Origin of the sequence: Streptomyces sp. H39-C1 (genome assembly GCF_027158125.1) — a bacterium.
GTDB classification, from domain to species: Bacteria; Actinomycetota; Actinomycetes; order Streptomycetales; family Streptomycetaceae; genus Actinacidiphila; species Actinacidiphila fildesensis.
Map to the genome: position 1 here is coordinate 1 of NZ_JAPVLS010000098.1, position 13347 is coordinate 13347.

Below are 13347 nucleotides of genomic sequence, written 5' to 3' on the forward strand. Positions count from 1 at the left end.
GCCGGACGGGGTGGAGGCCGACCGGGGACTCGTGGCGCGGGTGTCGGAACATCTGCCGCTGGACGCTCCGGCGGTCGTCGTGCACACCGACGACGCGCGCGGCTGGCTCGAGCGGGCGGCGCCGGACAGCGCCGATGTCCTGGTGGCGGACGTGTTCGGCGGCTCGCGGGTGCCGGCGCATCTGACGTCGGTGGAGTTCCTGCGGTCGGCCGCGTCCGTGGTGCGTGCGGAGGGCGGCCTGTATCTGGCCAACCTCGCCGACGCCGCGCCGTTCGCGTTCCTCGGTTCGCAGATCGCCACCGTGCGCGAGGTCTTCGAGCACTTCTGCGTGATCGCGGAGCCGGGGATGCTGCGCGGCCGGCGCTTCGGCAACGCGGTGCTGCTCGGTTCGCACGGCCCGCTCTCGCTGGACCGGCTCGCCCGGCTGGCGGCGGCCGACGCGTTTCCCGCCCGGGTGGTCGACGGGAAGGCCCTGGCCCGGCTCGCGGCCGGGGCGTCCCCGGTCTACGACGCCACGGCGGTGCCGTCGCCAGAGCCGCCGGACGGCGCCTTCACCGTCGGCTGAGCCGGTTCGGCGGGCTGTTCCGGCGCAGTCCCGGTGACGGCTGCGGGCTCGCGGCGGGTCAGCCGGCGGACCTCGGGCAGGAGGAGCACCGCGGCGGTGAGCAGCACGATGAGACCGGAACACCCCCACAGGGCGGCGGAGCGGCCGACCGCGTTCATGACGGGTCCGGCGAGCGCCGTGGCGACCGGGATCATCGCGACCGAGCCGAACCAGTCGTACGAGGAGACCCGCGACAGTTTGTCGCCGGGGATCTCCTGGTGCAGGGCGAGCATCCAGCCGACGGCGAAGACCTCGATCGCGACGCCGGTCACGAACATCAGCGCCGCCAGCCCGGCGGCGGGCACCACCAGGGCCAGGGCGGCGGGCGGCAGTGCCATCGGGAAGACGGCGAGCGTGCCGGCCAGCAGCATGCGGCGCGGCTTCCAGCGCATCATCAGCACACCGCCGCTCACCGTGCCCGCGCCGAACGCCGCCAGTGCCAGGCCCCAGGGGCCTGCGCCGCCCAGCCGTTCGTTCGAGACGAGCGGCCCGTAGACCGCCTCGGAGGCGGTGAAGACGGCGTTGACGACGGAGAACTGCAGGACGATGCCCCACAGCCAGCGCCGTGAGGCGAACTCCCGCCAGCCGTCGCGCAGATCGCGCAGCATGCCCCCGCCGGCCTCGGCGCGCAGGTTCGCGGTGCCGGTGAGGAACGAGCGCAGCGCCGCCGCGACCGCGAAGGCCGCCGCGTCGACGGCGAGGACCCAGCCGGGGCCGATGGCGGCGACCAGGGCGCCGCCGAGCGCCGCGCCGCCGATGTTCGCGCCGTTCATGCCCACCCGGAAGACCGAGAACGCCTTGTTGGCGTGGGCCGGGTCGACGGTCGCCAGCAGCATGCCCTCGGAGGCGGGGGCGAAGAACGCGTGCGCGGTGCCGCCGACCGCGGTGAGCGCGGCCATCTGCCACAGCTGCGCGTGCCCCGAGATGATCAGGGTGGCGAAGACCGCCTGGGAGGCGGAGTTGAGCACGTTGGCCGCGACCATCACCTGGTTGCGGGGCAGCCGGTCGGCCAGCGCTCCGCCGATGAGCAGGAAGACCACCAGCGGGAGGGTGCGTGCGGCGGCCACGAGGCCGACGTCGGTGGCGCTGCCGCCGGACTCGATGACCGCGAAGGCGGCCGCTATCAGGGCCCCGGAGTTGCCGAGGCTGGTGATGATCGACGCCGCGGTGAGCAGCCGGAAGTCGCGCCCGGCCCAGGAGGGCAGTCGGGGCGGGCGGCCGGGGGACCGGAGCGCGGCGTCGGGAGTCACCCGGCGACTATCGCGGCCCGTCCGCCGCGGTGCCACCGGATTTCGGCGGTGGGCCCGCCCGGCCCACCGCCGTCGGCGGTCACTTCTTCTTCAGCTCGCGGATGCTGCCCATGATGGTGGTGATGGTCGCGTCCGGCAGGCCGTCGGTGACGCCCGCGCCCCGGTCGGCGTACAGCACCCACACGGTCAGGGCCTTGGTGGAGTCCACCCAGGCGACCGTGTAGACGACACCGTCGGACGTGCACTTGTTCTTCTTGGGCACGTTCTTCGCGGTGGCGGAGGAGGAGAAGCCCGTGATGCCGTGCGAGTTGCTGAACGGCTTGGCGGCCGTCTTGGCGACGGTGACCTTGCCATCCTCCTGGTATCCCCAGTACGCCCACGACTCGGCCTGGACCTCGGCGGCCTCCTGGACGCTCTTGGCGCCGTTGGCGCCCTTGGTCCCGACCGCGGCGCGCTCGTCCTTGTCGCACCAATTCTCTTTGTAGAAGGCGGGCGCGCCCATGGTGACGGCGGGCTTGCCCTTGTCCTCGAAGCCGATGAGGGTGCCCTCGCTGGCCAGCGTCCAGTTCGCCGGCACGTCGAAGGCGACGTTGCGTTCGGTGCGCCGGACGACCTGCCAGCCCGGGACCACGGGCTTGATCTCGACGGCGTTCGGATCGCCGCGCGAGTCGTCGCCGGTCCCGCCGGTGCCCGCCGCCGTGGTGTTCGAGGGGGTCGGGGTCGGCGTGGCGCTCTGCGAGACGCTCGGGCTCTTGCCCGGGTCGGCGGCGGTGTCCTTCTTGTCGTCCCCCGACAGGTAGACGCCGCCGATGACCACGGCCGCGATCACCGCCACGGCGGCGATGATCGACACGGCGATCGTCATGTTCTTGCGGTTGCCGGGCTGTGGGCCGCCGGGGCCGGGGCTGCCGGGCATGGTGGGCGGTCCCCACTGCGGCGGCGGGCCGGGCGGCTGTCCGGGCTGCTGGTACTGCCCCTGCGGCGGCTGTTGCTGCGGCGGCTGCTGCGGGTAGCCGTAGCCGGGTGTCTGGTACGGGGACGGCGTCTGGTAGGGCGACGGCGCCTGGTACGGCGGTTGCTGATTCGGGTCCTGCGGGTACTGCCCCTGTGGGTTCTGCTGTGGGTACTGCTGTCCCCCGGGCTGCTGCTCTCCTGGCCACATGGCCAGAAACACTAGGGGGTGAGGGCTTCCGGTTCCACGCCGCCCCTCGTTACTGGTCAGTAATTTCTGCTGACAGGCCCACGGATGCCCTGGGCAGGGTTGCTACTCGCTGGTAACATCCAGGCATGTCCGAGACCCTGCCTTCGACCGGCGAACTGCTTGCGGCCACTGTGCCCATGGTCCGCACCCTGAACCTGCAGTTCGGGGAGACCAGCGCGGAGCGTGCCGTCGTCACGCTGCCCGACCAGCCCGACTTCCACAACCACGTCGGCGGCCCGCACGCCGGCGCCATGTTCACCCTGGCCGAGTCCGCCAGTGGCGCGATCGTCCTGAGCGCCTTCGGCGACCAGCTCTCCCGCGCCGTGCCGCTCGCGGTCCGCGCGGAGATCGCGTACGCGAAGCTCGCGATGGGCCCGGTCACGGCCACCGCCGAGCTCGGCCGCCCCGTCGCGGACGTCGTCGCCGAACTCGACGCGGGCGAGCGCCCGGAGTTCCCCGTCCGCGTCACGATCCGCCGTGAGGACGGCGCGGTCACCGGCGAGATGAGCATCATCTGGACGCTGCGCCTCAACCGCTGATCCACCCGGGCGGCCATGTCCGCCGCACGTTTCCCAGGGCGCGGCCGGTCCATCCGGTCGCGCCCTGAGTGCGTCATCCGGGCCGCCGGCGGACCTCGGGTGGGTCTTGTCACCTCCCTCCACTCTCGCTTATCGAACAAAGATTCGATCTGTGGTTTATGGTGAAGAGGCAGGTCCGAGGGTCGGACCGGGGGCAGGGGGCACATGAGCGGCAGGAGGCGTGTATGTCGTTTACGCACCTCCACACCGCGAGCGGTTTCTCCCTCCGCTACGGGGCCAGCCACCCCGGGGCCCTCGCCGAGCGCGCCGCGTGGCACGCGATGGACGCCCTCGCACTGACCGACCGGGACACTGTCGCGGGCCTCGTACGGTTCGCGGCGGCATGCACCGCGGGCGGTGTGCGCCCGGTCTTCGGCGTGGACCTCGCGGTCGAATCCGCCCCTCCCCTTTCCGTCCCCGGCTCGGCTCCCGGGACGGCCCCGGCCCGGCGGCGCACCCCGGTGCGCGGTGGCGCGTACATCGACGAGTCGGCGCCCCGGATCGTCCTGCTGGCGCGGAACGCGGCCGGCTGGGCCGCGCTGTGCCGGCTGGTCAGCGCCGCGCATGCGGGCGGCGACCGCCCGCTGCTGCGCTGGGCGGACCTTGAACGGCAGTCGGCCGACGGTCTGACGGTGCTGCTGGGACCGGCCTCCGAGCCGGTAAGGGCACTGTCCGCGGGCCACCCGGACATCGCGGAGCGACTGCTCGCCCCGTGGCGCGAGCGGTTCGGCGAGGACCTGCGGCTCGAGGCCGTGGACCACGGGATCCCCGGCGCGGGACCCGGATCCCTGCGGCTCGCCGCCCACACGGTGGGGCTGGCCGACCGGCTGGGCATCCCCGCCGTCGTCACCAACGCGGTCCGCTACGCGGATCCCGCGCAGCACCGGGTGGCCGATGTACTGGACGCGGCCCGGCTGCTGCGGCCGATCGACCGCCGCCGGCTGGACTCGGGACAGCGCTGGCTGAAGAGCCCGCAGGACATGGCGCGGGTCGCGGAACGGATCGCCGGGGCCGCCGGGCGCGGGCGCGGTGGCGCCGCCCGGCTGCTGGCGGTGACGCGGGAGACGGCGGACGCGTGCCGGATCGACCCGAAGGGCGATCTGGGCATGGGCAGGCCGCACTTCCCGGAACCCGAGCTGGCCGGGGCGACCGCGGCGACGGCCGGCCGGGTGCTGCGCGAGCGCGCCGAGGCCGGCCTGGCCCAGCGTGGCCTGGAGCACGCGCCGGACGCCCGGCGCCGGCTGGACGCGGAACTGACGATCATCGGCACACTCGGTTTCGAGACGTATTTCCTGACCGCCGCCGCCGTGGTCTCCGACGCCCGGGACCTGGGGATCAGGGTCGCGGCCCGGGGCAGCGGCGCCGGGTCGATGGTCAACTACGCGCTGGGCATCTCCCACGTCGACCCGCTCGAACACCATCTGGTCTTCGAACGGTTTATGTCGCTGCGCCGCAACTCCCTGCCGGACATCGACCTCGACACCGAGTCGGCCCGCCGGCTCGACGTCTACCGCGCGGTGATCGGCCGCTTCGGCCCCGCGCGGATCGCGACCGTCGCGATGCCGGAGACGTACCGCGCCCGGCACGCGATCCGGGACACCGGGGCCGCGCTGTCCCTGCCGCCGTGGGAGATCGACCGGCTGGCGAAGTCGTTCCCGCACATCCGGGCCCGCGATGTGCGGGCGGCGCTGGCCGAACTGCCGGAACTGCGGGAGGTCGCCGCCCACGCGGACCGGTACGGCCCGCTGTGGGAGCTGGTCGAGGCGCTGGACGGGCTGCCGCGCGGGGTGGCGATGCACCCGTGCGGCGTCCTGCTGTCGAACGCGTCCCTGCTGGACCGCACCCCGGTGGTGCCGACCAGCGGTGAGGCGCTCCCGATGAGCCAGTTCGACAAGGAGGACGTCGAGGCGATGGGCCTGCTGAAGCTCGACATCCTCGGCGTGCGCATGTGGTCGGCGATGGCGCACGCCACGGCCGAGATCCGGCGGGCCACCGGCCGGGACATCGACCTGGAGGACCGCGCCCAGGTGCCGCCGGACGACCCGGCGGCGTTCGAGCTGATCCGCGCCTCGGACACCCTCGGCATGTTCCAGCTCGAATCGCCCGGCCAGCGTGACCTGCTGGCCAGACTGCAGCCGACCACCGTCGACGACATCGTCGCCGACATCAGCCTGTTCCGTCCCGGACCGGTCGCCGGGGGCATGCCGGAGCAGTACATCGCCGCCCGGCACAGCACCCGGCCGCCGCGGTATCCGCACCAGGATCTGGAGCCGGTGCTCCGGGACACCTTCGGGGTGACGATCTGGCACGAGCAGATCATCGGCATCATCGCCGTGCTGACCCGCTGCGAGCCCGATCTGGCGGAGGAGGCGCGGCGCTGTCTGGCCGACCCCGTCCGGCGGCCGAAGGTGCGGAAGTGGTTCCACCGCGAAGCGGCGGCGCACGGCTACGCGCCGGCGGTGCTGGCCGAGGTCTGGGGGATCCTGGAGGCGTTCGGCGCCTACGGTTTCGCGCGCGCCCACGCCGCCGCGTTCGCCGTTCCGGCGCTGCAGTCGGCGTGGCTGAAGGCGCACTTCGCGGCGGCGCTCTACGCCGGGCTGCTGGAACACGATCCGGGGATGTGGCCGAAGCGGGTGATCCTGGCGGACGCGCGCCGGCATGGCGTGCCGATCCTGCCGCTGGATGTGAACGCGTCGCGCTCCGCCTATGTAATCGAACTGAAGTCTGATAAGTGGGGGGTGCGGCTCGCCCTCTCCGAAGTAGGCGGCATGTCGGAGGCCGAGGCCGGGCGGATCGAGGCCGGGCAGCCCTACTCCTCACCGGCGGACCTGTGGGAGCGGGCGAGGCCGTCCCGTCCGGTGCTGGAACGTCTCGTCCAGGTCGGAGCGCTCGACGCGCTGGCCGCCGGGCCCACCCGCCGCGACCTGCTGCTCCAGGTCTCCGAACTGCACCGGCAGGGACGCGCCGACGTACCCGGGGGACAGCTCGCGCTCGCCGCTCAGGAGTCCGCGGTCCCGGCCGGCCTGCCCGACATGAACGCCGGCGAGCGGACCGGCGCCGAACTGGAGGTGCTGGGCATGGACACCACCCAGCATCTGATGGAGCACCACCACGCGCTGCTGGAGGAACTGGACACGACACCGGCCCGGCGGCTGCACGAGGTGCGGCACGGCGAGACCGTGCTCGTCGCGGGCATCAGGGCCTCCACCCAGACACCGCCGATCGCGTCCGGGAAACGGATCATCTTCGTGACGCTCGACGACGGGTCGGGCCTCGTGGACCTGGCGTTCTTCGAGGACAGCCACCAGCAGGCCGCGCACACGGTGTTCCACTCCGGTCTGCTGCTGGTCCGCGGCACCCTCCAGCGGCGGGGGAAACGCGCCTTCGGCGTCGTCGGCTCCGCCGCCTGGGACCTCGCGGAACTCGCGGACCTCCACCAGGACGGCGGCCTCGTGGCGGTCGCGGCCCGCCTCGCGGAGCCATCGGCCCATCCGACGACCGCACCGGCGACTGATGCCACCGCCGGGTCGACCGCGGACCCGGCGGTACGCCCCGGCGCGGCCGCAGCCGATCCGGTCGGCGGCCGGCGCATCCGGCACGAGACCGGCGCCGAGTTGCACCCCTGGGCCGACCTCCAGCCGCCCGGCGACCGCACCACCCCCAGCAGAAAGCTGTGGCACTCCAGCCAGGGGAGCGCCGGATGAGCGAGCACTCAGCGGATCACGCGTCCGGTCACCCAGCGGATCGGGCGGCCCGCCCCGCGCCGCACATCCTCTATGTCCACCTTCACGCGGCCGCCGGTTCCGTGCCGCACGAGGACGTCTACGAGATGCTCCTCGACCTGCTCCGCGGCATCACCCCGGTCGTCCAGGCGCTGCCTCCGGACGCGGCCCTCGCCGATGTCCGCAGCGCGCTGCGGTACTTCGACCGGGACGCCGCCGGCCTCGCCCATCTCATCCGGGTGCGGGCCCTGGCCCTGCACGGCGTCGACTCCACGATCGGCGTCGGACCCAACCCGCTGCTGGCCCGGATGGCCGCCGCGGACGGCCCCGCCCGCGCGGTCCGGGTGCTGAGCGGTGACCGGCCGGCCGTCGAGGAGTTCCTGCGGAACAAGCCGGCCGCCGCGCTGGACGGCATCGGACCCGCCTCCGCGAAAACCCTGGCCGGCTACGGACTGGACACCGTCGGACGCATCGCCGCCACCCCGCTGGGCACCCTGCAGCGCGCACTGGGCGCGACCGCGGGCCGGCGGCTGTACGACAGGGCACGCGGTATCGACCCGACCCCGGTCGTCCGGGGCGCCCCCGCCCGCTCCATCGGCGGTGAGCGGCGCTTCGGACAGGACGAGCTGGATCCGGTGCGGCACCGCCGGGCGCTGCTGTCGCTCACCGAGGAACTCGGCGCCCGGCTGCGCACCGAACGCCAGGCGGCCCGCTCCCTGACCCTCACCGTCCGCTACGCCGACCGTTCGACGACGACCCGCACCCGGACCCTGCACGAGTCGTCGGGGCACAGCGCGGCGCTGCGGACCACCGCCTACCAGCTCTATGACGCGCTCGGCCTGCAGCGGGCCCGGGTCCGTACTCTTTCGCTGCGTGCCGACGGCCTGCTGGCGGAGGAGCTGACCGCCCGGCAGCTGAGCCTGGAACCGGGCGACGACAAGTCCCGGCTGATCGAGGCCGCCGCCGACCGCGCCCGTGCCCGTTTCGGCCCCGCCGCCGTCCGGCCCGCCGGTACCGCGCACCCGGCGCCCCGTCGCGCATGATGGAGGACATGGATATTCGTGACGACCGGGCGGTGGGCCGCCTGGGGGCATGGGCCGGGGACGAACTGATCGGCCGGATCAACTATTTCGTGCTGGAGGACGACGGGACCGGTGGCGGGAGCGCGCTGGTCGCCGTGCACACGGTGGTCGAGCCGGGGCACCAGGGGGAGGGCATCGCGGGCGCGCTCGCCGGGGCGCTGTACGAGCTGGCCGCCGCGGAGGGCCGGGACGTCGTACCGCTGTGCCCGTATGTGGCGGCCTGGTCCGTCAAGCACTCCGACCTGGCCCCGGAGCCGGATCCCGCGCTGGCGGGCCGCGCGAAGGAGCGGCTCATGGCCGACCCCGACCTGTGGTGAGAGCGGGCGGGGGAGCGGTCCGCCGGCCGTACTGGCGTGCGGAACGGTTCGGTTAGGCTTCACTGACGTGGGCCATGGCACACGGTCCGGATGGTGTCCAGGGGAGGACTCGGCAGTGCACGTGCAGGAATGGATCGAGACGATTCCGCCGCTCGCCGTCTACCTGGTGGTGGGGCTGGTCATCGGGATCGAGAGCCTGGGCATCCCGCTCCCCGGCGAGATCGTCCTCGTCACCGCGTCACTGATGGCCTCGCAGGGCACGATCAACCCGTGGATCGTCGGCGCCTGCGCGATCGCGGGCGCGGTGATCGGTGACTCCATCGGCTATTCGATCGGCCGCAAGGGCGGCAAACCGCTGCTGGACAAGCTCGGCCGGAAGTTCCCCAAACACTTCTCACCCGGCCATGTCGCCACCGCCGAGCGGTCGTTCGAGCGCTGGGGCATGTGGGCGGTCTTCGTCGGCCGCTTCGTCGCGCTGCTGCGGATCTTCGCCGGCCCGCTGGCGGGCGTCCTGAAGATGCCGTACTGGAAGTTCCTCATCGCGAACGCCCTCGGCGGCGTCGTCTGGGCGGGCGGCACCACCGCCGTCATCTACAACGTCGGCGTGGTGGCGGAACCGTGGATCAAGCGGTTCGGCTACTTCGGACTGGCGGCGGCCGTGCTGTTCGGGATCGGCTCGTTCCTCTTCGTCCAGCGGCGTGCCAAGGCCCACACCCCGGCGGCGACGCCGGAGGCGGACGCAGCGGCGACGCCGGGAACGCCGGTGGAAGGCGCGGCCGAAGCCGTGGTGGCCCCCACCGGCGAGTGATCACGCGAGTGACCCGGCGGACCGGGCCCATGGCTGCTCAGGCCTTGTCGGCCGGCGCTTCTTCGCCCGGTCCTTCCGCGGCCGGTTCGAAGGCCGCCCGGTGGGCGCGGGACAGCTCGACATAACCCGCGGCGTTGAGCAGCACGGACTCCCGCTCCTCCGCGGTCAGCTCACGCCGGACCTTGGCCGGGACCCCGGCCACCAGCGACCCCGGCGGTACCCGCATCCCCTGCGGTACGAGCGCGGCCGCGGCGACCAGCGAGCCGGTCCCGATGTGCGCGCCGTTCAGGACGGTGGCGCCCATGCCGATCAGTACGTCGTCCTCGACGGTGCAGCCGTGCAGCACCGCGTTGTGCCCCACCGAGACCCGCTCGCCGACCACGACGGGGAACCCGGGGTCCGCGTGCACCGAGCAGTTGTCCTGGATGTTGCTGTCGGCGCCGATGCTGATCGACTCGCAGTCGCCGCGCAGGACCGCGTGGTACCAGGCGCTGGAGCCGGCCGCCATCGTGACGTCGCCGACGACGACCGAGGTGGGCGCGGTGAACGCCGCCGGATCCACCTGGGGCTTGCGCCCCGCCACATCGGCTATCAGTGCCCGCTCCGCCATGGAATCCGCCCTCGCGTCCGCGCCTTGGCTGTCGAGCAGCACCGTATACGACGGGTCGGTCCCGGCGGCGGGTCGGTAGGTGCATAAGGCATCGAAGCAGCACAGGGACTGTTTTCGGTCAGAGGTGCGATTCCTGGCGCGTTGCCGGTGATCGTCCGGCCCCGGCCGTGCGGGGACTGTCGGATCCTCTTGTCGCAGGGCCCCAACGCGCATAGTTCATCCCGAGGTTGCCCGGATCTGACGGAAGATTTGCTGATTTGGTGGAGGTAGTGCAAAAGATTCGACCGAAAGTGTTCTTTGCGCTTTGACTGTTGACGGCGTTTGCGGTGAAGGTCTGGCACATGTCCCCTTTACCCCGAACCGCGTCGAGCGGTCCGCTGCGCATGCGCGACTTCCGTCTGCTGCTCGCCGGCGCCGCGGCCGGCCAGGTCGGTGCCCAGGTCACCCTGGTCGCGCTGCCCCTGGTGGCGGTCCTCGAACTCAAGGCGCCCGCGTTCCAGGTGGGGCTGCTCACCGCCGCGGAGACCGCCGCGTTCCTGCTGATCGGCCTGCCCGCAGGGGCGCTGGTCGACCGGATGCGCAAGCGGTCGCTGATGATCCGCGCCGACATGGTGCGGGCGCTCGCCATGGCGAGTGTCCCGCTGGCCGCGGTCGCCGACGTCCTGACGATGGTGCAGCTGTACATCGTCGCCCTGGTCACCGGCGCGGCGACGGTCTTCTTCGATGTGGCCGACCAGAGCTATCTGCCCGAACTCCTGCCCAGGGAGCAGCTGATGGCGGCCAACGGAGCACTGGAGACGGTCCGCTCCTCCGCCCAGGTCACCGGTCCCGGCCTCGGCGGCGGGCTGGTGCAGCTCGTCGGGGCGCATCTGGCGATCGGGGCTGACGCGATCGGCTACGTCGTCTCGGCACTGTTCCTGTCGCGCATCGACAAGCCGGAGAGCAAGCCGGAACCGGTGCCGGGCGCGTCACTGCGCAAGGAGATCGGTGAGGGACTGCGCTTCGTGCTCGGCCACCGGCTGCTGCGCGTCATCGCGACCAGCACCGGCCTCAGCAACTTCTTCACGGCGATGCTGATGGCCACTCAGACCATCTTCCTGGTACGGGTGATCGGCCTGCAGCCGGCCGCCATCGGTCTGATGCTCTCCGCGTCCGCCGCCGGCGGGCTCGCCGGTGCGCTCTGCGCCGGCAGGCTCGCCGCGAGGCTCGGCCAAGCCCGCATCATCTGGCTGTCCGCCCTGGTGACCGGCCCGTTCGCGCTGCTGTGGCCGCTGTCCGGCCGGGGAGCCGCCGCCGTCCTGTTCGCCGTCGGTTCCGGTGCGGTCTCCTTCGGCGCGGTCGTCTACAACGTCGCCCAGGTGAGCTTCCGTCAGACGCTCTGCCCGCCACGGCTCCTGGGCCGGATGAACGCCACGCTGCGTTTCCTGGTGTGGGGCACGCTGCCACTCGGGGCCCTGGTGGGCGGAGCCGTGGCCGACGGCTTCGGGGCGCGCGCCGCCCTGTGGGTCTGCGCGGTCGGCTTCCTCGTCGTACCGCTGCGGCTGCTGCTGTCCCCGCTGCGCCGGATGCGTGATCTGCCGGCCGCTCCGGACGACCTCGAGGACGCCGTCGCGGGTGGCTCCGGCGGTTCGGGCGGCCGTACCGAGTCCGCTTCCGTCAGCTGACCCGGCCGGGCGTCCGGCCGGACCCGAGCTCCATCGCCCGGCCCTGCCACGCCGCGGCCCCTCCACGCCCGAAACGTCCACGTCCCGAACCGCCCTGCCACGTCAGAGAGGATCACGTGCCCCGAACCATCACGGGCCAGTACCTGGCCCGCTACCAGCGCATTGCCGCCGACGACGGCGGTACCTCCCTCCTGCCCGTCACCGGAGCCCAGCGGCGCTTCGTGCTCGTGCGCTCCATGGACCCCTCGGGACGGGCCGACATCGTCCCGATGTTCTTCGCCTTCCCGAGCGGAACGGTGGATCCGGTGCGGCTGCGCGCGGCCGCGAACCGGCTCGCCGCCCTGCACCCTGTGCTGCGTGCCCGCCCGGACGTGCTGCGCGGCACCCCCGTGCTCCGTCTGACGGACCCCGACGTACCGGTGGAACACGTCGTCCGCGCCCCCGGCGAGGACGCGGCCGCCGCGCTGCGCCGGGTCCTGGCCGGCTGGACCGGGCAGGGCTCGCCGCTGCGGCTGTATCTGGTCCAGGACGGGCCGGGCGCAGGGGACGAGGTGCTCGCCGTCGTCCTGGACCACACCGCGTGCGACGGTCAGTCCCTCACACGCATCGTCGAGGAACTGACCGCCGCCTACCGTGACGAGCCGGGATCCGCGGGAACTGAGCCCGCCGAAGCGGCCGCGGAACTCGCCGCCTACCGCGAGGCGGTCCAGCTGCAGCTCGATGCCGAGCAGCGCGCGGGGTCCGCCGCCGCGCTGGAGTACTGGGGCGACCGGCTGCGTGTGGTGCACGAACGGGCCCCGCAGCTCCCGCCGCGGACACCCGCCCCCGGCACCCTGCCCACCGGTGCTGCCGAACTGCGGCTGCCCGCACCCGCTTCCGGCGTACCGTTCCCCGCCCTGCTCGACGCCTGCCGGGCCACGGCCCGGGTGCTGTACGGGCCCGGCCATGTGCCGCCGATCGGCTACCCGTGGGGCGGCCGCCCGGCCGGCGCACCGCCGGTGCTCGGCTGCTTCCTCAACACCGTGGTCTTCCCGGCCGCGACGGTCGACGTCCCGCACGCCCCGGACGAGACGGCCACCCAGTGGTGGGACGACCTGGACCGGGCCGACACCCCCTTCGACGAAGTGGTGCACGCCGCCCGCTCGGCCGGTTCCCAGTGGTCCGGCCGGCTGGACGGACTGCTGACGGTGGACGACGCCCGGCGCCGTCCCGCGTTGCGGCTCGGCGGGGTGGAGGGCCGTGAGGTCCACATCGACGGCCGGCAGGTGCGCGCCCCGTTCGCGGTCTCCGTCACCCACGGATCCGAACTCCACATCCGGATGGTGTGGGACCGCACGGTGCTCGACGACGCCGCGGCCCAGGACGGGTTCGCCGCCTTCCGCGACTCGGTACGCGCCCCCGTCCGGGCCGACGTCCCCGTCGGCTGACCCACGGCCACAGCCACGGCCACAGCAGCACTCGCCTCCGCGGCAGCCGCAGCCGGAGCGGCGCGCCACGTCACGCGGTCCCAC

11 protein-coding genes are annotated in these 13347 nt (G+C 73.2%); 8 read left to right on the forward strand and 3 right to left on the reverse strand.

The window, feature by feature from the left end:
- Window positions 1-565 (forward strand): spermidine synthase (locus tag O3W51_RS40010; protein ID WP_269288741.1); only part of this gene is annotated, 565 nt, incomplete at its 5' end.
- Here O3W51_RS40010 and O3W51_RS40015 read toward each other — a convergent pair.
- Both O3W51_RS40015 and O3W51_RS40020 read right to left on the reverse strand, forming a co-directional pair.
- Window positions 505-1854 carry an MFS transporter gene (locus O3W51_RS40015; protein WP_244808999.1) on the reverse strand — a complete coding sequence of 450 codons (1350 nt, stop codon included), beginning with the start codon at window positions 1852-1854 and terminating at the stop codon, window positions 505-507. The genes O3W51_RS40010 and O3W51_RS40015 overlap by 61 nt on opposite strands.
- Window positions 1855-1933: 79 nt before the next feature.
- Window positions 1934-3016, reverse strand: a complete 1083-nt coding sequence (locus O3W51_RS40020) for a hypothetical protein (protein WP_198358047.1) — start codon at window positions 3014-3016, stop codon at window positions 1934-1936.
- A 125-nt stretch (window positions 3017-3141) separates the two neighbouring features.
- Between O3W51_RS40020 and O3W51_RS40025 the strand changes: the two genes are divergently transcribed.
- From O3W51_RS40025 to O3W51_RS40045, 5 genes are all read left to right on the forward strand, one after another.
- On the forward strand, window positions 3142-3594 hold the full coding sequence (locus O3W51_RS40025) for a DUF4442 domain-containing protein (RefSeq protein ID WP_138355457.1): 453 nt from the start codon (window positions 3142-3144) through the stop codon (window positions 3592-3594).
- A 224-nt stretch (window positions 3595-3818) separates the two neighbouring features.
- Window positions 3819-7337 (forward strand): DNA polymerase III subunit alpha, encoded by a 3519-nt coding sequence (locus O3W51_RS40030; RefSeq protein WP_198358046.1) that lies wholly within the window; start codon window positions 3819-3821, stop codon window positions 7335-7337.
- Window positions 7334-8398 (forward strand): DNA polymerase Y family protein, encoded by a 1065-nt coding sequence (locus tag O3W51_RS40035; RefSeq protein ID WP_138355455.1) that lies wholly within the window; start codon window positions 7334-7336, stop codon window positions 8396-8398. The genes O3W51_RS40030 and O3W51_RS40035 overlap by 4 nt, the downstream gene beginning before the upstream one ends.
- Before the next feature lie 8 nt (window positions 8399-8406).
- On the forward strand, window positions 8407-8754 hold the full coding sequence (locus tag O3W51_RS40040; RefSeq protein ID WP_381587581.1) for a GNAT family N-acetyltransferase: 348 nt from the start codon (window positions 8407-8409) through the stop codon (window positions 8752-8754).
- A gap of 115 nt (window positions 8755-8869) precedes the next feature.
- A complete protein-coding gene (locus tag O3W51_RS40045) occupies window positions 8870-9562 on the forward strand; it encodes a DedA family protein (protein ID WP_138355454.1) in 693 nt (230 codons plus the stop codon).
- Window positions 9563-9599: 37 nt separating this feature from the next.
- Here O3W51_RS40045 and O3W51_RS40050 read toward each other — a convergent pair whose 3' ends face one another.
- Window positions 9600-10172: a gamma carbonic anhydrase family protein gene (locus O3W51_RS40050; RefSeq protein WP_138355453.1), complete on the reverse strand. Its 573-nt coding sequence runs from the start codon at window positions 10170-10172 to the stop codon at window positions 9600-9602.
- Window positions 10173-10513: 341 nt separating this feature from the next.
- Between O3W51_RS40050 and O3W51_RS40055 the strand changes: the two genes are divergently transcribed.
- Window positions 10514-11836, forward strand: coding sequence for an MFS transporter (locus tag O3W51_RS40055; RefSeq protein WP_198358045.1), 1323 nt, complete (start codon window positions 10514-10516; stop codon window positions 11834-11836).
- A 116-nt stretch (window positions 11837-11952) separates the two neighbouring features.
- The gene (locus tag O3W51_RS40060) at window positions 11953-13263 is read left to right on the forward strand and encodes a non-ribosomal peptide synthetase (protein ID WP_198358044.1); all 1311 of its coding nucleotides are present in this window, start codon (window positions 11953-11955) and stop codon (window positions 13261-13263) included.
- Window positions 13264-13347 lie beyond the last annotated feature (84 nt).